Below are 20,325 nucleotides of genomic sequence, written 5' to 3' on the forward strand. Positions count from 1 at the left end.
CCTGAACGGTTTTCCTGGCCCGAGCCTCGCGCTCGGCCTGTTTCTGCTGTTCTTCCCGTTGCAGCCGGGTATTGCGCCGTTCGAAGCGTTGCCGGGCGTGATTGCGTTTGGCGGTGCGGGCCTGTTGATCTTCGAGGCTGCCGAGCAGGCCGCCGATCACCGGCAATGTGCCCGGCGGCAGCGGACGCATCTCGATGCAATCGACCGGGCAGGGCGCCACGCACAGATCGCAACCGGTGCATTCGTCGATGAGTACGGTGTGCATCAGTTTGGCCGCGCCCACGATGGCGTCGATCGGGCAGGCCTGGATGCACTTGGTGCAGCCGATGCATTCGGCCTCGCGGATGTAGGCGACCTGGGGCGGTGCCGAACCGCGACTGATGTCCAGTTCCAGCACCGGAATTTTCAGCAGCTCGGCCAGGGCCTCGATGGTTTCGTCACCACCCGGCGGGCATTTGTTGATCGGTTCCCCGGCAGCAATCCCTTCGGCGTACGGCTTGCACCCGGGATGGCCGCATTTGCCGCATTGGGTCTGCGGCAGCAGGGCGTCGATGTGTTGAATCAGACTCATGTTTTGATCAGTCCACTGAATCCGAGAAAAGCCACGGCCAGCAATCCGGCGCCGATCAATTGGATCGGCAGGCCGCGAAAGGGCAGGGGAATATCGTTGTCGGCGGTGCGTTCGCGCAAGTCGCTGAACAGGCTCAGCACCAGCCAGAAACCCAGGCCGGCGCCAAGGCTCAGCGCCAGTGCGTGCGGCAGGCCCTTGTCGGCTTGCGCATTCATCAGCGTCAGCCCGAGCACGCCGGCATTGCCCAGCAACAGCGGCCACAAACCGTCGAAGGACAGGTTCGGCAGCCAGCGTGCCAGCTGTTTCAGCAACGGCGCGATCAGCAGCACGCTGAGCGGCAGGAACACGAACAGACGCAACGCCTCCAGTTGCAGCGGCACCAGCAGCCAGTGCCAGAGCGCGTAGCCGATCACGCCGACGACCAACATCAGGCAGGCAGTCGCCAGGCCCAGCGCATGCACTTTGCTTCGCTCGCCCGCCAGCAGCGGATCGACGCCCAGCGGCCAGTGCAACACGAAGTTGTTGATCAGTGCAGCACTGAACAGCGTTAGCACGAATTCGGTCATGGTTCTGCCGGCAGGAACGGGCGTGTGTCACTTAAGGTTAGGCATTATCCGGCACGCGCGGAGGGTCGGCCAGATATGAAAAATCCCACAGGCGCACGGGGCGCGCCTGTGGGATCGATCGGCAACCGGGCGTTACTTGATGCGCTGACCCGGCTTGGCGCCGCTGTCCGGGCTCAGCAGGTAGATTTCTTCACCGCCAGGGCCGGCCGCCATCACCATGCCTTCGGAAATGCCGAACTTCATTTTCCGTGGCTTGAGGTTGGCGATCATCATGGTCAGGCGACCATCGAGCTTGGACGGGTCCGGGTAAGCGCTCTTGATCCCGGAGAACACGTTGCGTTGCTCGTCACCGATATCCAGGGTCAGGCGCAGCAGCTTGTCGGCGCCCTCCACGGCTTCGGCCTTGACGATCAGCGCCACGCGCAGGTCGACGGCGGCGAAGGTGTCGAAGTCGATTTCCGGCGACAGCGGATCCTTGGCCAGTTCGCCGTTGCCCGCCGGTGCGGCGCCGGTGTCGGTCTGGCTGGCGGTCAGGTCTTCCTTCGAGGCGTCGGTCATGGCTTGCACTTTTACCGGGTCGATGCGGGTCATCAGTGGCTTGAACTGGTTCAGCTGATGATTGGCCAGCAGGGTGGTGTGGTCGTTCCAGGTCAGCGGGGCGACGTTGAGGAACGCCTCGGCATCGGCGGCCAGCAGCGGCAGCACCGGTTTGAGGAAGATCACCAGTTGGCGGAACAGGTTGATGCCGGTGGCGCAGATCGCCTGGACTTCATCCTGCTTGCCTTCCTGCTTGTTCAGCGACCATGGCGCCTTGTCGGCGATCCAGGCGTTGGCGCGGTCGGCCAGGGCCATGGTTTCGCGCATCGCGCGGGCAAAGTCACGGGCTTCATAGGCGTCGGCGATGCTCGGCGCGGCGGCCAGGAACGCTTCGGTCAGCTCGGGCGCGGCGTTGTTGTCGACCAGCAGGCCGGCGTTGCCCTTGTGGATGAACCCGGCGCAACGGCTGGCGATGTTGACCACTTTACCGACCAGGTCGGAGTTGACCTTCTGCACGAAGTCTTCGAGGTTCAGGTCGAGGTCATCGACGCCACGGCCCAGCTTGGACGCGTAGTAATAGCGCAGGTATTCCGGCGACAGGTGATCCAGGTAGGTGCGCGCCTTGATGAAGGTGCCACGGGACTTGGACATCTTCTGGCCGTTGACGGTCAGATAGCCGTGTACGTTGATCCCGGTCGGCTTGCGGTAGCCGGCGCCTTCGAGCATGGCAGGCCAGAACAGGGCGTGGAAGTTGACGATGTCCTTGCCGATGAAGTGGTACAGCTCGGCGGTGGAGTCCTTGCCCCAGAACGCGTCGAAGTCCAGTTCCGGCGTGCGGTTGCACAGGTTCTTGAAGCTGGCCATGTAGCCGATCGGCGCATCCAGCCACACGTAGAAGTACTTGCCCGGCTCGTCGGGGATCTCGAAGCCGAAGTACGGCGCATCGCGGGAGATGTCCCACTGTTGCAGGCCGGCGTCCAGCCACTCGGCGATCTTGTTGGCGACGGCGTCCTGCAAGGTGCCGCTGCGGGTCCAGGTCTGCAGCATCTGCTGAAAGTCCGGGAGCTTGAAGAAGAAGTGCTGGGAATCCTTGAGTACCGGGGTGGCGCCGGAGATTGCCGACTTCGGATCCTTCAGGTCGGTCGGAGCGTAGGTCGCGCCGCACTTTTCGCAGTTGTCGCCGTACTGGTCTTCGGTGCCACATTTCGGGCAGGTGCCCTTGATGAAGCGGTCGGCCAGGAACATTTTCTTTTCCGGGTCGAAATACTGGGTGATCGAGCGCGTGGCGATGTGCCCGGCGTCACGCAGCTTGAGGTAGATCTGGCTCGACAGCTCACGGTTTTCTTCGGCGTGAGTGGAGTGGAAGTTGTCGAAGTCCACCAGGAAGTCGGCGAAGTCGCCGCTGTGTTCGGCCTGGACGTTGGCGATCAGCTGTTCCGGGGTGATGCCTTCCTTTTCCGCGCGCAGCATGATCGCCGAACCATGGGCGTCGTCGGCGCAGACGTAGATGCATTGATTGCCGCGATGCTTCTGGAAGCGCACCCACATATCGGTCTGGATGTATTCCAGCATATGGCCAAGGTGGATCGAACCGTTGGCGTAGGGCAGGGCGCTGGTGACGAGGATCTTGCGTGGCTCGGACATGGGGCTTCGCTACTTGATGAAACGGAGGTCGGCCACTATAAAGCGCCGGGAAAGATATTTCACCCCTGCAAATCGTTGCCGGACATGCCGTCCGCCGGGCAGAAGGGGTAGGATAGCCGCCATCTTTTCCCAGTCTTGTTATCGGAGTTGCCCATGAGCGCCGTCACTCGCGCAGCGGTGGAAGCCGTCCTCAGCCAATACACCGACCCTTACCTGAACCAGGATCCGGTCAGCGCCGGTTGCGTGCGCCAGATCGAGATCCAGGGCGACCGCGTCAGCGTGCAACTGGAAATCGGCTATGCCGCCGGTCTGTTCAAGAGCGGTTGGGCGCAACTGCTGCAACTGGCGATCGAAAACCTCGAGGGCGTGGTCAGCGCCAAAGTCGAAGTCAACAGCGTGATCGCCGCGCACAAGGCCCAGGCGCAGATTCCGGGCCTGGCAAACGTCAAGAACGTCGTGGCCGTGGCGTCCGGCAAGGGCGGCGTGGGCAAGTCGACCACCGCCGCCAACCTCGCGCTGGCACTGGCTCGCGAGGGCGCCAGGGTGGGGATTCTCGACGCCGACATCTATGGCCCGAGCCAGGGCATCATGTTCGGCATTCCCGAGCGTACCCGTCCCGAGGTCAAGGACCAGAAGTGGTTCGTGCCGATCAAGGCTCACGGCGTGGAAGTCATGTCGATGGCGTTCCTGACCGACGACAACACGCCGATGGTCTGGCGCGGGCCGATGGTCTCCGGCGCACTGTTGCAACTGGTCACGCAGACGGCCTGGGGCGACCTGGACTATCTGGTGATCGACATGCCGCCAGGCACTGGCGACATCCAGTTGACCCTGGCGCAGAAAGTCCCGGTGGCCGGTGCGGTGATCGTCACCACGCCGCAGGACCTGGCGCTGCTCGACGCCCGCAAAGGCGTGGAAATGTTCCGCAAGGTCAACATTCCGGTGCTGGGCGTGGTGGAGAACATGGCCGTCCACATCTGCTCGAACTGCGGGCATGCCGAGCATCTGTTCGGTGAGGGTGGCGGTGAGAAACTGGCGACCCAGTACGGCGTCGAACTGCTGGCCTCGCTGCCGCTGTCGATGCTGATCCGCGAGCAGGCCGATGGTGGCAAGCCGACGGTGATTTCCGAGCCGGATAGCCAGATTGCGATGGTCTACCAGGAACTGGCCCGCCACGTCGGCGCGCGCATCGTGTTGCAGGAAGCGGCGAGCCCGGCGATGCCGAACATCACCATCAGCGACGATTGATGCCTGTGGTTTAAACAAAAACGCCCCGGTGCCTGTGCACCGGGGCGTTTTTCATTGCGCGACAGAAGTCAGATCCGCAACCCGCCATCCATCTCCAGAATCCGGCCGGTGTAGTAGTCATTCTCGAAGATGTACGCCGCCGAATGGGCGATCTCTTCCGGTTTGCCCATGCGCTTGAGCGGGATGCCGGAGGTCATCTTCTCCAGCGCTTCCGGTTTCATGCCCAGGGTCATTTCGGTTTCGATGAAGCCTGGCGCGATGCCGGCCACGCGAATCCCGTAGCGCGCCAGTTCCTTGGCCCAGGTCACGGTCGCTGCGGCGACGCCGGCCTTGGCGGCGGAGTAGTTGGTCTGGCCGACGTTGCCCGCACGGGAAATCGACGAGATATTGATGATCGCGCCGCTGTTCTTCAGCTCGACCATTTTTGCCGCCACTTCACGGGTGCAGAGGAACACGCCGGTCAGGTTGACGTCGATCACCGCCTGCCATTGGGCCAGGCTCATCTTGGTCATTTCGCCGTCCTTGACCTTGAGCAGCAGGCCATCGCGCAGAATCCCGGCGTTGTTGATCAGGCCGTGGATCGCGCCGAAATCTTCGGCGACCTGGGCGACCATGTGGGTCACCTGCTCTTCATTGGCGACGTTGCACAGATAGCTGCGCGCCTCGACACCCTTGGCCTTGCAGGCGGCCACGGCGGCGTCGAGCTTTTCCTGATTCAGATCGACCAGTGCCAGCTTCGCGCCCTTGCCGGCGAAATACTCCGCCATGGAGCGGCCCAAACCCTGGCAACCGCCGGTGATAATGATTACTTTGTCGTTGAGTTGCATTCGCATGCCCCGATAGCAGGTCAGAGTGGTGTCCTTCGCGGAGCCTCTCGATCTGCGCCTGGCCTGGCCGGTTGCACATGAGAATTGCCCCGATGGCGTGATCGGTACGTATCCCGGGCGCCTGTCCGTTTTTTCGACGGATTCTATTCAAGGAGTCATAAATTGAGCGTTGAAGCGGCTAAGCATGCACGAGAATTGCTCCTCAAGGAATACCGTGGAGTGCTCTCTACCCACTCCAAATCGATGCCCGGTTTTCCGTTCGGCTCCGTGGTTCCTTACTGCCTGGATGACCTGGGCCGACCGCTGATCCTGATCAGCCGCATCGCCCAGCACACCCACAACCTGCAAAAGGATCCCAAGTGCTCGCTGCTGGTCGGCGAGCGCGAGGCTGAAGACGTGCAGGCCGTGGGTCGCCTCACCTATCTGGCCGAGGCGCAGAAGCTCGAAGATGCCGCCGCCATCGAAGCCGCCGCCGAGCGCTACTACCGTTATTTCCCCGATTCGCAGAATTATCACAAGGCCCACGATTTCGATTTCTGGGTGCTCAACCCGGTACGCCACCGCTACATCGGCGGCTTCGGGGCGATCCACTGGATCGAACACCTGACCCTGGCCAACCCGTTCGCCGGCAAGGCCGAGATCAGCATGGTCGAACACATGAACAGCGATCACGCCAAGGCCATCGCCCATTACGTCGACCTCGCCGGGTTGCCGAAGACCGTGCCGGCACAACTGGCCGGAATCGACACCGAAGGCATGCATCTGCGCATCGGCCAGGGGTTGTACTGGTTGCCGTTTCAAGCGCCTTGTAATACGCCGACACAAGTCCGGGAGGCCTTGGTTTCTCTGGCTCACGCCGAACATTGGCCAAAAAATGAGGTGGCCGGCGCTTGAATTCACGAAAGGGCGACGTCATCTAAGGCTTACTGCAAGGCATTTCTTGCGTTGAGGAAATTTTGATGCGCCCTTTTTTGTTGCTCTTTCTGCTGTTTCCAGTGCTGGAGCTGTTCGTATTCGTCAAAGTCGCAGGTTCCATCGGGTTTTTCCCGGCCCTGCTGCTGATCATTCTCGGCTCGATGTTCGGTGTCTTTGTACTCCGCGTCGCCGGACTGGCAACCGCGCTGCGTGCCCGTGAAAGCCTGAGCCGTGGCGAACTGCCCGCGCAGACCATGCTCGAAGGCCTGATGCTGGCGTTGGCCGGCGGTCTGTTGATCCTGCCGGGTTTCATCAGCGACGTGGTCGGCCTGGTGATGCTGCTGCCGTTCAGCCGTCGTTTGCTGGCGAACAAAATGCGTCAGCGTGCCGAGGAACAAGCCATGCGTCAGCGCGCATTCGCCGACGACCTGCAACCCCGTGGCGGACCTGCACCGCGCGAGCCGCTGGGCCGCGAACCGACGGTGATCGAAGGCGAGTTCGAGCACCGCGAAAACAAATGACACTGGCATCGACACGGCACCTTCGGGTGCCGTGATCGTTTCCGGCTGATGCTTGTGAAACGTCGCGATGAAATTTTTTCTGCCCCGCCCTTGTAATAAGCTTATACGCCCTTATGTATCGGTCACCGAAAGGTTTCCGGTATTCAGACCGGACAGACTTCCGCGTCTCGCTCGACGAGGCGCAACCGGCGAAGGCCGGATTCGATAAACCCGCCGGGACTACACCGGCCGATGAAAACCACAATTAGGAGAGATCGACAATGAAGCTTCGTCCTCTGCATGACCGCGTCGTCATCCGTCGCAGCGAAGAAGAAAAGAAAACCGCTGGCGGTATCGTCCTGCCAGGTTCGGCTGCCGAAAAAGCCAACCACGGTGAAATTCTCGCTGTAGGCCCGGGCAAGACCCTGGAAAACGGTGAAGTGCGTGCACTGTCCGTGAAGGTCGGCGACAAGGTTGTGTTCGGTCCTTACTCCGGCAGCAACACTGTGAAAGTCGACGGCGAAGACCTGCTGGTAATGGGCGAGAACGAAATCCTCGCTGTTATCGAAGGCTGATACCCCGTTCAGTTTCCCGCTACTACAAAGTATTCAAGGAATATCGATCATGGCTGCTAAAGAAGTTAAATTCGGCGATTCCGCCCGCAAGAAAATGCTCGTTGGTGTCAACGTCCTGGCTGACGCGGTAAAAGCGACCCTCGGCCCGAAAGGCCGTAACGTGATCCTCGAGAAGAGCTTCGGCGCTCCGACCATCACCAAGGACGGCGTTTCCGTCGCCAAAGAAATCGAACTGGAAGACCGTTTCGAAAACATGGGCGCGCAGCTGGTCAAAGACGTTGCCTCCCGTGCCAACGACGACGCCGGTGACGGCACCACCACCGCGACCGTTCTGGCTCAGGCCATCGTCAACGAAGGCCTGAAAGCCGTCGCTGCCGGCATGAACCCGATGGACCTCAAGCGCGGCATCGACAAGGCGACCATCGCTGTCGTCAAAGAGCTGAAAGCGCTGTCCAAGCCATGCGCTGACACCAAGGCTATCGCTCAGGTAGGCACCATCTCCGCCAACTCCGACAACTCCATCGGCGACATCATTGCCGAAGCCATGGAAAAAGTCGGTAAAGAAGGCGTGATCACCGTTGAAGAAGGCTCGGGCCTGGAAAACGAACTGTCGGTTGTAGAAGGCATGCAGTTCGACCGTGGCTACCTGTCCCCGTACTTCGTCAACAAGCCGGACACCATGGTTGCCGAGCTCGACGGCCCGCTGATCCTGCTGGTCGACAAGAAGATCTCAAACATCCGCGAAATGCTGCCAGTGCTGGAAGCCGTTGCCAAAGCTGGCCGCCCACTGCTGATCGTGGCCGAAGACGTTGAAGGCGAAGCCCTGGCGACTCTGGTTGTGAACAACATGCGTGGCATCGTCAAAGTCGCAGCCGTCAAGGCTCCGGGCTTCGGCGACCGTCGCAAGGCCATGCTGCAGGACATCGCCGTCCTGACCGGCGGTACCGTAATCTCCGAAGAGATCGGCCTGAGCCTGGAAAGCACCACCCTGGAGCACCTGGGCAACGCCAAGCGCGTCACCCTGTCCAAGGAAAACACCATCATCGTTGACGGCGCTGGCGTTCAGGCTGACATCGAAGCGCGTATCGCTCAGATCCGTGCCCAGGTTGCCGAGACTTCCTCGGACTACGACCGTGAAAAACTGCAAGAGCGTCTGGCCAAGCTGTCCGGCGGCGTTGCAGTGATCAAGGTTGGCGCTGGTTCCGAAGTTGAAATGAAAGAGAAGAAAGCCCGCGTTGAAGACGCCCTGCACGCTACCCGTGCAGCCGTTGAAGAAGGCGTGGTGCCTGGCGGTGGCGTTGCACTGATCCGTGCTCTGCAAACCCTGTCGGATCTGAAAGGCGACAACGCCGATCAGAACGTCGGTATCGCTGTACTGCGTCGCGCTATCGAAGCGCCGCTGCGCCAGATCGTTGCCAACTCCGGCGACGAGCCAAGCGTGGTTGTCGACAAGGTCAAGAACGGCCAGGGCAGCTTCGGCTACAACGCCGCTACCGGCGAATACGGCGACATGATCGAAATGGGCATCCTGGACCCAACCAAGGTCACCCGTTCGGCTCTGCAAGCTGCATCGTCGATCGGCGGTCTGATCCTGACCACCGAAGCTGCTGTTGCTGATGCACCGAAGAAAGAAGGTGCAGCTGGCGGCGGCATGCCAGACATGGGCGGCATGGGTGGCATGGGCGGCATGATGTAAGCCAGCCTTACCCCTGTACGAAAAACCCCGCCTGCGTTAGCAGGCGGGGTTTTTTATTGCTCGCATTTCAGGTTTGTATCCACCCCTTTGGGAGCAAGCCTGCTCCAAAGGTTTCCAGTGTTCAGGCATTGACCGGTTGTGCATTGACCGCCGCTTCAGCCCTGGTCGCCGGTCGATACAGAACCCAGTAATACGACCCCAGGCAAATCAGCCAGCAGAAGATCGCCGTCCACACGTTGTGCGAAAAGAAGTGCGCGCCCTGCATCATCCGGCTGATCGAAAATATCGAACCCAAAGCGAAGGCGAAGATAAACGCCTGTCGTGCCAGCCGAGGGCGACGGTCGCGCAGTACGAAGAACAGCGCGAACAGGGTGAAACCGGTTGCCGCATGGCCGCCGGGCCAGCAACGGCCGGGCTTGTCGGTCGGCGGGCGATGATCCAGCAGTTTGCTGTAGGTTTCATGGCCGCCGAATTGCTCCAGGCTCCACGGACATTGCACGGCGGTCACGGCTTTCATCGGCGTCACGAATGAAGTGGCCAGGCCCAGCGACAGCACCAGGCAGCCCAGTTCACGCTTGAACGGTTTCACCCGCTGGATGAAAAACGCCGCGATGAAACCGATGACCGCGAAGGCCGAAAAGCCGATCACCACCTGTTTGGCGCGGTCGTGAAGGATGTTTTCCAGGAAGTAACTGTGACGGCCGATGAAGTCTCCGGCGGCCGGGTCATAGAACAACCGGGCCAGGTCCATATCCAGATCGGTCAGTTCGAGCAAGACCAGAGTCAACGCCGCCACGGCGGGTATCCCCAGGCACAACCAGAAGTTCAACGGGCGAGGGGCAGGACGTACAACGCTTGATGACATGAGGTTTCCACTGCAAATGAAAACGCCCCGGGGCATCAGCCCGGGGCGGTTCGATTAACGGTCGCTGACTTGGTCGACGCCCTCCTTGGGCGGTCTCCAGCCAAGCAGCTGTTGCTTGAAGCCATAACTGGCGGATTGGTAATAGGTGATGGCGCGGCGGATCAGCGGGTCGTCGCTGTTGACCCGGGATTCGCGGCTTTCAGTCAGCGCGTCGTCATGCCGGCGCAGGCCCTGACGGGGGCTGAGGATCGCCAGATCCTTGCCGTCGAACAGTCCCAGGTGCTGATAGTTGCCGACCACGACCCGTGGCGGCAGCGGATTGTCCTGGAGCAGATTGCGGCCGAAAAACGTCGACTGGTAATCCAGGTTCAGCAGCCCCAGCAGGGTTGGCGCCAGGTCGATCTGGCTGGCCAGTTGTGCGTTTTCACGCGGCTCGATCAGCTTCGGCGCGTAGACGAACAGCGGGATCTGATAGTTGGTGATCGGCAGGTCTTCCTTGCCCGCGCTGCCGGCGGTGTGGTCGGCGACGAAGATGAAGATCGTATTATCGAACCACGGTTTCTGCCGCGCCTGCTCCAGGAACTGGCCGATGGCGTAGTCGGTGTATTTCACCGCGCCGTCACGCCCGTTGCCGGACTTGATGTCGATCCGGTTGTCCGGGTAGGTGTAAGGACGATGGTTGGACGTGGTCATCAGTTGCAGCAGGAACGGCTGGTTTTTCGCGTAGTCGGCATCCGCCAGTTTCAGGGTCTGTTTGTACAGATCCTCGTCGGCCATGCCCCAGGCGTTTTTGAAGTGAATTTCCGACTCATCGACGCTGCTCTGGTCGACGACGCGATAGCCGTTGCCGCTGAAGAACGCGTTCATGTTGTCGAAGTAACCACGCCCGCCGTAGACGAACACGCTGTCATAACCCACGGCACTGAGCTGCTGGCCGAGGCTGGCGAAGCCGCTTTCACGGCCGATGCGCTTGACGATCGAGCGGCCCGGCGTCGGCGGAATGGCCAGGGTAATGGCTTCCAGGCCACGGTCGGTGCGGGTGCCGGTGGCGTAGAAGTTGTTGAAGTACAGGCTCTGCTTGCGCAAGACGTCAAGGTTGGGCGTCAGGTTGCGTTGGTCGCCGTTGCTGCCCATGTATTTGGCGCTGAAACTTTCGATGGTCACCAGCACGATGTTCGGTTTGCGTAGCGTGCCGGGGTTGTCGATCATCCGGCGGATGTCCTCCGGATCCTGGCCGACGAAGCGCGCATTGGGCTCGTTGAGTTCGGCACGAATCTGACTGGCGACTTTTTCCGGCGCCAGGGTGCTGTAGAACTGGCTGTAGTCCAGTTCATTGTTGCGGAACGCGGCGAAGAATTGATAAGGACCATTGCTCGCCAGTTCGTTCTGATAGGCATTGCCGCCCTGGGCGCGCGGGGCGTCCTGGCTGAGCAGTTGCAGGCTCAGGCCGGCGACGACCAGCAGTGCGAGGGCATTGAACAAGCGTCGGCGCAGTGGCGGCAGCGGGGCGTTCAGCGCTGCATTGAAGGGTTTGCCCAGCGCCAGGCTGAGCACCACGGCCAGCACCGCGAGGATGCTGAGCAAGGTGCCGATCGGGTACGACTCCAGCACGTTGTTCAGCACTTCATCGGAATACACCAGATAGTCGACGGCGATGAAGTTGAAGCGCACGCCGAACTCATCCCAGAACAGCCATTCGGCGGTTGCGGTAAACAGCATGGCGAACAGGCTGACGGTCAACAGGCCACGGAGGAACCAGCGATGACCGCGACGGCGCCACAGTCCCGGCGGGCACAGCAGCAGATACAGCCCCAGTGGCAGGGCGGCATAGGCGAGGAAACCCAGGTCATACAGCAGGCCGATACCGAATACGGAAAACGCTCCGCCGCCGGCCTCATCCAGGTGAGTCAGCAACAGCACGGTTCGCGTCAGGAGAAACACCACCAGCCAGGCACCGGTGACCAGCAACAGAAAGCGCATGGGCGCCGTCTTGAGAAAACCCATTGTCTACATTCCTTATATCTAATGGCGCGAGAGTTTCGCGTTGTCACTGTAGTCAGGTTGTGAACCGATAGTGAAAAACTTGTTAAGGATTTAATTTGCTCGAAAGACTTGATCCAGGCGGCTTGCGGCCCTAGCCCTGAGGCAGCGTTGGCCTTAAGCTGCGCGGGCCATGACGGACGTTACCCTGTACGGAGGAGATGCCATGCGAATTCTATTGGTCGAAGACAACCGCGATATCCTGGCCAATCTGGCCGATTACCTGGGCCTCAAGGGCTATACCGTCGATTGCGCCCAGGACGGTCTGTCAGGCCTGCATCTGGCGGCCACCGAGCATTACGACCTGATCGTGCTCGACATCATGCTGCCGGGGATCGACGGCTATACCCTGTGCAAACGCCTGCGCGAGGATGCCCGGCGCGACACGCCGGTGATCATGCTCACCGCCCGCGATCAACTGGATGACCGCTTGCAGGGCTTCAAGTCCGGGGCGGACGACTATCTGGTCAAACCGTTCGCGTTGTCCGAGCTGGCGGCGCGGGTCGAGGCGGTGATGCGCCGTACCCAGGGTGGTGGCCGGCGTGCGTTGCAGGTCGCCGACCTGAGCTACGACCTCGACACCCTGGAGGTGACCCGTGAAGGCAAGCTGCTCAAGCTCAACCCGGTCGGCCTCAAGTTGCTGGCGGTGTTGATGCAGAAGAGCCCGCACGTCTTGCGCCGGGAAATCCTCGAAGAGGCCTTGTGGGGCGATGACTGCCCGGACAGCGACAGTCTGCGCAGTCATGTCCATCAGTTGCGCCAGGTGATCGACAAACCGTTCGCCAAACCGCTGCTGCATACCGTGCATGGCGTGGGCTATCGCCTGGCCGAGGGGCGTGATGGAGTTTAAGCAAAGCCTTGCCCAGCGGATCATCATCGCCTTTGCGCTGATGAGCGCACTGGTGGCCGGGGCTTTTGCCATGGGCATCGTCGCGACCGTGCATCTGGTGGAAGAAAAACTGATTTCCGCCGGGCTGGGGGGCGACTTGCAGCGACTGCTGCTGATGGACAATGTGTCCGACTGGAGTCACCGCCCGGAGCCGGATCAACTGTTCTACTTCAGCGGCGGGCCGGGGGATTTCGAGCTGCCCAAGGACCTGCGGCACCTGGATTCGGGTTTCCACGAAGTCTTCCGCGAGCAGTTGTCGTATCACGCGATGGTCGAGATCGTCGACGGCCGTCGCTATGTGCTGTTGCAGGACCAAAGCGATTTCGAAGAGCGTGAGCGCGTGCTGTTTGCCGTGGTGCTGGTGGGTTTCGTGCTCAGCCTGGCGCTGGCGGTGTTCCTCGGCTGGGTGCTTGCGCGCAAGGTGATGGCACCGGTGGTGAGACTGGCGCGCCAGGTGCGTCACCGCGACCAATTGCTCGGGCTGGCGCCGCCGCTGGCCCCGGATTATGCGGCTGACGAAGTGGGTGAGCTGGCGGTGGCGTTTGACGCGACCCTGGGGCGTCTGCGTCAGGCCCTCACCCGTGAGCGCTTGTTCACCAGTGACGTCAGTCACGAGTTGCGTACACCGTTGATGGTGCTGGCCAGCTCCTGCGAACTGCTGCTGGAAAACCCCGGCATCGATCAGCGCGGACGCGCTCAGGTGCAGCGAATCGCCCGCGCCAGCGAAGAAATGCGCGAGCTGGTGCAGACGTTCCTGATGCTCGCTCGCGCCCAGCGTGAAGACGCCGGTGTCGCGCCGCAGCAAAGCCTCGGTCAGGTCGCTGACAGCTTGTTGTGCCTGTGGCGCGGGCCGATCGAAACGAAGGGCTTGCAGCTGATTTTCGAGCCGGGCAATCCCCCGGATACCCGCTACAACGCGACCCTGATCACCGCCGTGATGGGCAACCTGCTGCGCAACGCCTTGCACTACACCGAAGAAGGCTTCATCCGTCTGACGCTCAATGCCAACGGGTTCGTGGTCGAGGACTCGGGGGTGGGCATCCCCGAGGAAAAACGCGAAGCCATGTTCCAGCCTTTCGTGCGCGGCACGGAAAAGCGCGGCGAGGGCCTGGGGCTCGGATTGTCGCTGGTCCAGCGCATCTGCGAGAACCAGGGATGGAGCGTTACGCTGAGCACCATGGAGCCCAACGGTTGCCACTTCGAGGTGGATCTGGGCAACGCCTGAATCTGCCGCCTAGCACAGTAAAGTGACGCTGGCCTGAATAAATCCTGTATAACCTTGAAATAGTTTGCGGGTTTACGTGACGTTTTTTTCACAAAGGGATGACCTGACGCTGACACGCCCGATTCTAAGGTGGGGCCATCAGCAATTCAGGAGCCCTGATGATGGCCGGCCCGATCAAACTCGATTTTTCCGAAAAATATGACGACAACCATGCGCAGAAATACCTGCGCAAACATCAGGACGGTCTCGGCCGTCGGTTGTCCAACTGGCGCGATCAGCAGCTGGCCCGCAAGGCGCTGGAGCTGGTGGGCGAGCCGGGGCTGGTGCTGGATCTGCCCTGCGGCGCCGGGCGATTCTGGCCATTGCTGGCGGAAAAACCCAACCGGGTGATCATCGGCGCGGACAATTCCGAGTCGATGATCAAGACCGCCATGCAGTCGCAACCGGCTGATGTGGTGAAACGGGTACAACCCTTGCACACATCTGCGTTCGACATCGCCTTGCCAGATAACGCCGTCGACAGCATTTTCTGCATGCGTCTGCTGCATCACATCGGTGAAGCCGAGCATCGGCGGACGATTCTGCGGGAATTCGAGCGTGTCACCCGCGACAGCGTGATCGTTTCGCTCTGGGTGGATGGCAATTTCAAGGCCTGGAAACGCAAGCGCGCCGAGCAAAAACGTGGTCAGAAGGGTTACCAGAACCGTTTTGTGTTACCGGCTGCAACAGTTGAAAAGGAATTCGAGGACGCCGGGTTCCGCATTCAGGAACAACTGGACTTTATTCCGCTCTATGCCATGTGGCGGGTTTACGTATTACGCAAGAGGTAAAGGAATGGCAGTGCAATTTGCAGCAGAAACGGAAGTCGCTCCCCAGGATCGCTTCGACTACTACTGGAACCAGCGCGGTGAATGGGTAGAAGAACCCAATGTCCGGCGCGGCGGCGAAAGTGGTGTGCAACGGGTGACGGGGCGCGACGGCCAACTGCTGTATGCCAAGCGCCAGACCGGGCATATCTATCGCAGTTGGCTGCACCCGTTCGGACGCCCGACCGTGCTGCGTGAACTGGATGCGCTGACCGGCGTGAGCCGTCTCGGCGTGCGGGTTCCGGAAATCGTTTTCTGCGGCGCGCAGCCTGACCCTCAGCATAAGTGGCGTGCCCTGCTGGTTACCAAATCACTGGATGGTTTCCAGGAACTGGAGCAGTGGGAGGCCGGTGGCGGTCGCGAACGCCACGGTGAAGCCGTGTATGAGCGGGTGCTCAAGGACCTCGCCGAAAACCTGGCGCGCATGCACAGGGGCCGTTGGCAGCACAGCTGCATCTATATCAAGCACGTCTTTGTCCGCGTGACCGGCGAGGGCGAAGCGGCCACTGTCGAAGTCGCCCTGATCGATCTGGAAAAATGCCGTCAACGCCTGACCGCTCATCGCGCGGCAGCCCATGACATGAAGCAATTGCGTCGCCACTCGTCGTTCAGCGATACGGACTGGAAAAAACTCGTCTATTTTTACGAGACGGCGTTTGGCAGCGCTATCAAAGGTTTATAGCGATGAAACTCGAAATTGCACGAGGTGTTTTCCTGGTAGGAGCCTTGGCAGTTGCATCATTGGCGGTGGCGGCCTGGGAGCAGCCCCGCATGCAGGTCCTCAGTGCAGGGAGCGGCGACGCTCACTGCCCGATGCCCCGTGTGGCGAAAGCCAGCGTGGAGATGAAACCCGATCATGACCTGCTGTTGTTCATGTTCGGACTGTCCCAAAGGATGAGGCCGCAAAGTTGAACCGATTGAAGCCCAAATGAAAGGCCTCGCTGATGCGAGGCCTTTTTTTCTGCCTGCGATTGCGGAATGTATGGCCCTTGTAGGAACGGGCCAGAGCATTGATTCCACGCCCGGCGTCATGGGTGTGGTTTGGCATCCGGTTTGGCCAGCATCGTGTAGATGCACGGCAGGACAAACAGCGTGAACAACGTTCCGATGGACATCCCCGTGGCGATCACCGTGCCGATGTCGAAGCGGCTGACCGCGCCGGCCCCCGTCGCCAGAATCAGCGGCACCATGCCGAACACCATCGCCGCCGTGGTCATCAGTACCGGGCGCAGACGAATGGCTGCTGCTTCCTCGACCGCTTCCCGTGGTGTCAGGCCCTTGTCCTTGCGCAACTGGTTGGCGAATTCGACGATCAGGATCCCGTGCTTGCTGATCAGCCCGATCAGCGTCACCAGCCCGACCTGGGTGTAGATGTTCATGCTCGACCAGCCGAGGAACAGCGGGATCAGCGCCCCGCAGATCGACAGCGGCACAGTCACCAGAATCACCAGCGGATCGCGGAAACTCTCGAACTGTGCCGCCAGCACCAGGAAAATGATCGCCAGTGCCAGGCCAAAGGTCACCCACAGCGCGCTGCCTTCCTGGACGAACTGCCGTGACGCGCCGCCGTAGTCGAAGGCAAACCCGGCAGGCGCTTCTTCCTGGGCGATCTGGCGCACGGTGTCGATGGCTTCGCCCATGCTCACCAGCGGGAATCCGGACAGTTTCGCCGCGTTCAGTTGCTGGAACTGCTTGAGTTCCCGGGGGCGTGCGCGGTCGCTGACGGTGATCAGGGTCGACAGCGGCAACAGCTCGCCCTGGTTGTTCTTCACGTAGTAGTTGTTCAGCCAGTCCGGGTTGTCGCGGTAGGCCCGCTCGACCTGGGCGATGACCTTGTAGCTGCGGCCCTCGATGGTGAAACGGTTGATTTCCGCCTCGCCCAGCAGGGTCGCCAGCGTGCCGCCCAGATCCTGCATCGACACGCCCATCTGCGCAGCCTTGGCGCGGTCGATATCGACCACCACTTCCGGTTTGTCGAAGGCCAGGTCAAGGTCGACGAACGCGAACTTGCCTGACTCTGCGGCGCGCTTCTTGATCCGGTCGGCCACTTGCAGCAACAACTCGTAATCGTTGGCGGTGTTGATCACGAACTCGAAGGGCAGGCCTTCACCGGTGCCGGGCAGGGAGGGCAGGTTGAAACCGAAGATCTGCAGGCCCGGAATGCCCTCGAGCCGGCCCTGCACTTCGGGGAGGATTTGCATCTGGGTACGGCTGCGCTCGTTCCACGGCTTGAGCAGGAACCCGCCGATGCCGGTCTGCACGCCGTTGTAGCCATTGATCTGGAACGACGAGTAGTACTCCGGGAATTCCTTGAAGATCTTGATGAATTCGTCGGTGTAGGTGTTCAGGTAATCGAGGTTGGTCGGCTGCGGCGCGTTGGCCATCATGAAAATGATGCCCTGGTCTTCATCGGGTGCCAGTTCCGATTTGGTGAACTTGAGCAGCACCGGAATCAGGCACAACACGATCACCGCGAACACCAGCACCACCGGGCGGGTATTGAGGGTGCCGTGCAGCATGCTTTGATAACGACGTTTGAGGCTTTCGAAGATCACGTCGAGGCGGTGGGCCAGGCCACTGGGGTTTTCGTCGTGCCGCAGCAGGACGGCGCACATCATCGGCGACAGGGTCAGGGCGACGATCCCGGAAATCACCACCGCCCCGGCCAGGGTCAGGGCGAACTCCTTGAACAAGGCCCCGGTCAGCCCGGTCAGGAAGCCGATGGGCGCATAGACCGCCGCCAGGGTGATGGTCATCGACACCACTGGCATGGCGATTTCCCGCGCGCCTTCCAGCGCCGCGTCGAACGGTGATTTGCCTTCCTCGATATGCCGGTGGATGTTTTCCACCACGACGATCGCGTCATCCACCACCAGACCGATTGCCAGCACCATCGCCAGCAGGGTCAGCAGGTTGATCGAGTAGCCCATCATCTGCATGAAGAACATCACGCCGATCATCGACAGCGGGATGGTCACCACCGGGATCACCACCGAGCGCAAGGCTCCGAGGAACAGGAACACCACGACGATCACGATCAGCACCGCCTCGAACAGCGTCTTTATCACTTCGTCGATGGAGGCCTGAATGAACAGGGTAGCGTCGTAGGCGATTTCGCTCTTGAGGTTGGGCGGCAACTGGGCCTCCAGCTCCGGCATGATCTTGCGCACTTCCTTGATCACCTCCAGCGGGTTCGCCGCCGGGGTCGCCTTGATGCCGATATACACCGACGGCGTGCCGCCGAACGAGCTGATGGAGTTGTAGTTCTCCGCGCCCATTTCGACCCGCGCCACGTCGCTGAGCAGGACGCGGCTGTCACCGCTGACCTTGAGCGGGATCTTGCCGAAAGCCTCGGCGGATTTCAGTTCGGTGTTGGCGTTGATGCTGGTGACCACGTATTCGCCTTTCACTTCGCCGGCGGCGGAGAGGAAGTTGTACTGGCGCACCGCGTTGGTCACATCGGCGGCGCTGAGGCCGAAACCGGCGAGCTTCACCGGGTCGAGCCACAGGCGCATGGCGAACACCTGGTTACCGAGAATCTCGGCCTCGGCCATTCCCGGCAGGGTCGCGAGTTTCGGCTGGATCACCCGGGACAGGTAGTCGGTGATCTGCGGGTTGTTCAGTTCCTTGCTGAAAAAGCTGATGTACATCAGCGCCGAAGCGTCGGCGGCTTCCTTGCTCAGTACCGGGTCCTCGGCGTCCTGGGGCAGCTTGTTCTTCACCTCGTTGGCCTTGGCCAGAAGCTCGGTGAACAGCCGGTCGCTGTTGGAGCCGATGCGGGCGTAGATCGAAATCACCGAGAAGTTCTGGCGACTGACCGAGGTCATGTAATCGATGCCTTCGGCACTTGCCAGGCTCTGCTGCATCGGCTGGGTGATGTAGCCCTGGATGGTTTCGGCGTTGGCCCCGGGGTAGGCGGTGGTGACCGTGATCAGGGCGTTTTCCATTTGCGGATACTGGCGCAGCGGCAGCTTGCTCCAGGCCTGGAAGCCCAGCAGCACGATCAGCAGGCTGACCACGGTGGCGAGCACCGGGCGACGGATGAACGGATCGGTAAAGGCCATGGGGATTCCTTGATCAGTCGGCGCGGCGCGGACTGTTCTGGTCGACGAGGGTCTTGTCGTCGCTGATGGCGATGTGCGCGCCGTTGTCCAGTTTGATCTGGCCGGCCGTCACCACTTGTTCGCCGCTCTGCACGCCCTTGTTGATCATCACCAGGCCGTCGCGGCGCTCACCGGTCTCGACGAAGCGGCGTTCGGCGATCAGTACCGGCTGGCCCTTGTCGTCTTTCTCGACGCTGCCGTCCTCGGCTTTCTTCTGCCCGACCACATACAGCGAGTTGCCGTAGAGGGTGTAGGTGATCGCGCTTTCCGGAACCACCACATGCTGCTGCGGATCCGGCAGCAGTACGCTGACGTCGGCGAACATTCCCGGCAGCAGTTTGCCGTCGGGGTTGGCCAGGGTCGCGCGCACCAGAATGTTGCGGGTGGTGCTTTCGATGATCGGGTTGATGGCGCTGATCTTGCCGGTGAAATGCTGCCCGGGCCAGGCAACGACCGAGATCTGTACCGGTTGGCCGAGGGCCAGTTTCGGCACCGATTGCTCGGGCACGTAGAAGTCGGCGTAGAGGCTGCTCAGGTCCTGCAGGGTGGCGATTTTGGTGCCGCTGGCGAGGTAGTCGCCGATGTCGACCAGGCGGATGCCGATGGTCCCGCTGAAGGGCGCGAGGATGCGTTTTTTCGCCAGCGCCGCATTGAGCTGGTTGACCGTGGCCTTGTTCTTTTGCAACTGCGCCGAGAGCCGGTCGAATTCACCCTTGGAGATGGCGCTGCTGCCCACCAGCTGGCTGCCTCGGCCGTAATCGAGTTGCGACAGGTTCAGGTCGGCCTTGGCGGTTTCCAGGAAGGCGGCTTCGACGGCGTTGTCCAGTTGCAGCAGGAACTGGCCGGCCTTGACCTGTTGTCCCGATTCGAATTTCAGCTCGGTCACGGTGCCGGCGTTTTCCAGGCTCAGATCGACGCCCTGCAGCGCCTTGAGGCTGCCGACGGTAGGCAGGCGCATCTGCCACGGGCGCTCGGCGGCGGTGGCGACGGCGACGCTGATCGGTGGTTTCGGTTTGGAGAAGCCCTGGATCATGGTGTAGATCGAGAAGGCTTTGTAACCGGCCAGAAGCAGAACGATCAGCAGTACAACACCCAACATGATCAGCATGCGGCGACGCAGCATATTTCCAGTTCCTTGGATAAATCAGGCGAGACACGCGGGCACATTACCCCGAGTCCGATGAGTAATCCAACTGGCAGTTTTTACAGGGGATTAACGGGCACAAAAAAAGATCGCCGCCTGCGTCAGCCAGGAGAA

At 61.1% G+C, this 20,325-nt stretch carries 17 protein-coding genes and 1 pseudogene; 10 read left to right on the plus strand and 8 right to left on the minus strand.

From position 1 onward, the window contains the following. Positions 1-175: 175 nt before the first annotated feature. From rsxB to metG, 3 genes and pseudogenes are all read right to left on the minus strand, one after another. Positions 176-550: pseudogene (gene rsxB / locus KVQ74_RS29665) on the minus strand (electron transport complex subunit RsxB); the annotation flags it as partial. A 17-nt stretch (positions 551-567) separates the two neighbouring features. Beyond that, positions 568-1,137 (minus strand): electron transport complex protein RnfA, encoded by a 570-nt coding sequence (locus KVQ74_RS23585; RefSeq protein ID WP_217833779.1) that lies wholly within the window; start codon positions 1,135-1,137, stop codon positions 568-570. A 132-nt stretch (positions 1,138-1,269) separates the two neighbouring features. Further along, complete coding sequence (gene metG, locus KVQ74_RS23590; protein ID WP_217833780.1) at positions 1,270-3,318, minus strand: methionine--tRNA ligase; 2,049 nt, start codon at positions 3,316-3,318, stop codon at positions 1,270-1,272. 153 nt (positions 3,319-3,471) lie between these two features. Here metG and apbC point away from each other — a divergent pair, with 153 nt between their 5' ends. Next, positions 3,472-4,566: an iron-sulfur cluster carrier protein ApbC gene (gene apbC / locus KVQ74_RS23595; protein WP_217833781.1), complete on the plus strand. Its 1,095-nt coding sequence runs from the start codon at positions 3,472-3,474 to the stop codon at positions 4,564-4,566. A gap of 68 nt (positions 4,567-4,634) precedes the next feature. On the opposite strand, the gene KVQ74_RS23600 is transcribed toward apbC, so the two are convergent. After that, on the minus strand, positions 4,635-5,393 hold the full coding sequence (locus KVQ74_RS23600) for an SDR family oxidoreductase (protein ID WP_217833782.1): 759 nt from the start codon (positions 5,391-5,393) through the stop codon (positions 4,635-4,637). A 162-nt stretch (positions 5,394-5,555) separates the two neighbouring features. Between KVQ74_RS23600 and KVQ74_RS23605 the strand changes: the two genes are divergently transcribed. From KVQ74_RS23605 to groL, 4 genes are all read left to right on the plus strand, one after another. Continuing rightward, a complete protein-coding gene (locus KVQ74_RS23605) occupies positions 5,556-6,287 on the plus strand; it encodes a HugZ family pyridoxamine 5'-phosphate oxidase (RefSeq protein WP_217833783.1) in 732 nt (243 codons plus the stop codon). Between the two features lie 65 nt (positions 6,288-6,352). Further along, on the plus strand, positions 6,353-6,829 hold the full coding sequence (locus tag KVQ74_RS23610) for an FxsA family protein (RefSeq protein WP_217833784.1): 477 nt from the start codon (positions 6,353-6,355) through the stop codon (positions 6,827-6,829). Positions 6,830-7,089: 260 nt separating this feature from the next. Beyond that, positions 7,090-7,383 (plus strand): co-chaperone GroES, encoded by a 294-nt coding sequence (locus KVQ74_RS23615; protein WP_217833785.1) that lies wholly within the window; start codon positions 7,090-7,092, stop codon positions 7,381-7,383. Between the two features lie 49 nt (positions 7,384-7,432). After that, positions 7,433-9,079: a chaperonin GroEL gene (gene groL / locus KVQ74_RS23620; protein WP_217833786.1), complete on the plus strand. Its 1,647-nt coding sequence runs from the start codon at positions 7,433-7,435 to the stop codon at positions 9,077-9,079. Between the two features lie 121 nt (positions 9,080-9,200). Here groL and KVQ74_RS23625 read toward each other — a convergent pair whose 3' ends face one another. Then, complete coding sequence (locus KVQ74_RS23625; protein WP_217833787.1) at positions 9,201-9,944, minus strand: phosphatase PAP2 family protein; 744 nt, start codon at positions 9,942-9,944, stop codon at positions 9,201-9,203. A 54-nt stretch (positions 9,945-9,998) separates the two neighbouring features. Continuing rightward, the gene (locus tag KVQ74_RS23630; protein WP_217833788.1) at positions 9,999-11,948 is read right to left on the minus strand and encodes an LTA synthase family protein; all 1,950 of its coding nucleotides are present in this window, start codon (positions 11,946-11,948) and stop codon (positions 9,999-10,001) included. A gap of 202 nt (positions 11,949-12,150) precedes the next feature. On the opposite strand from KVQ74_RS23630, the gene colR reads away from it, so the two are divergent. The 5 genes from colR (at position 12,151) to KVQ74_RS23655 (ending at position 15,876) form a co-directional block, all read left to right on the plus strand. Beyond that, positions 12,151-12,834 (plus strand): two-component system response regulator ColR, encoded by a 684-nt coding sequence (gene colR / locus KVQ74_RS23635; protein WP_217833789.1) that lies wholly within the window; start codon positions 12,151-12,153, stop codon positions 12,832-12,834. Then, positions 12,824-14,098 (plus strand): sensor histidine kinase, encoded by a 1,275-nt coding sequence (locus KVQ74_RS23640; protein WP_217833790.1) that lies wholly within the window; start codon positions 12,824-12,826, stop codon positions 14,096-14,098. Before colR ends, KVQ74_RS23640 begins: the two co-directional genes overlap by 11 nt. 161 nt (positions 14,099-14,259) lie before the next feature. Then, entirely contained in the window at positions 14,260-14,928 is a 669-nt protein-coding gene (locus tag KVQ74_RS23645; RefSeq protein WP_217833791.1) for a class I SAM-dependent methyltransferase, read from the plus strand. A gap of 4 nt (positions 14,929-14,932) precedes the next feature. Then, positions 14,933-15,646, plus strand: a complete 714-nt coding sequence (locus KVQ74_RS23650; protein WP_217833792.1) for a lipopolysaccharide kinase InaA family protein — start codon at positions 14,933-14,935, stop codon at positions 15,644-15,646. Positions 15,647-15,648: 2 nt separating this feature from the next. Continuing rightward, complete coding sequence (locus KVQ74_RS23655; protein WP_217833793.1) at positions 15,649-15,876, plus strand: hypothetical protein; 228 nt, start codon at positions 15,649-15,651, stop codon at positions 15,874-15,876. A gap of 116 nt (positions 15,877-15,992) precedes the next feature. Here the strand turns inward: KVQ74_RS23655 and KVQ74_RS23660 are convergent, their stop codons facing one another. Both KVQ74_RS23660 and KVQ74_RS23665 read right to left on the minus strand, forming a co-directional pair. After that, positions 15,993-19,028 (minus strand): multidrug efflux RND transporter permease subunit, encoded by a 3,036-nt coding sequence (locus tag KVQ74_RS23660; protein WP_217833794.1) that lies wholly within the window; start codon positions 19,026-19,028, stop codon positions 15,993-15,995. Between the two features lie 13 nt (positions 19,029-19,041). Further along, positions 19,042-20,190: an efflux RND transporter periplasmic adaptor subunit gene (locus KVQ74_RS23665; protein ID WP_217833795.1), complete on the minus strand. Its 1,149-nt coding sequence runs from the start codon at positions 20,188-20,190 to the stop codon at positions 19,042-19,044. Positions 20,191-20,325: the final 135 nt, after the last annotated feature.

It is taken from the genome of Pseudomonas botevensis (assembly GCF_019145475.1).
GTDB lineage: Bacteria > Pseudomonadota > Gammaproteobacteria > Pseudomonadales > Pseudomonadaceae > Aquipseudomonas > Aquipseudomonas botevensis.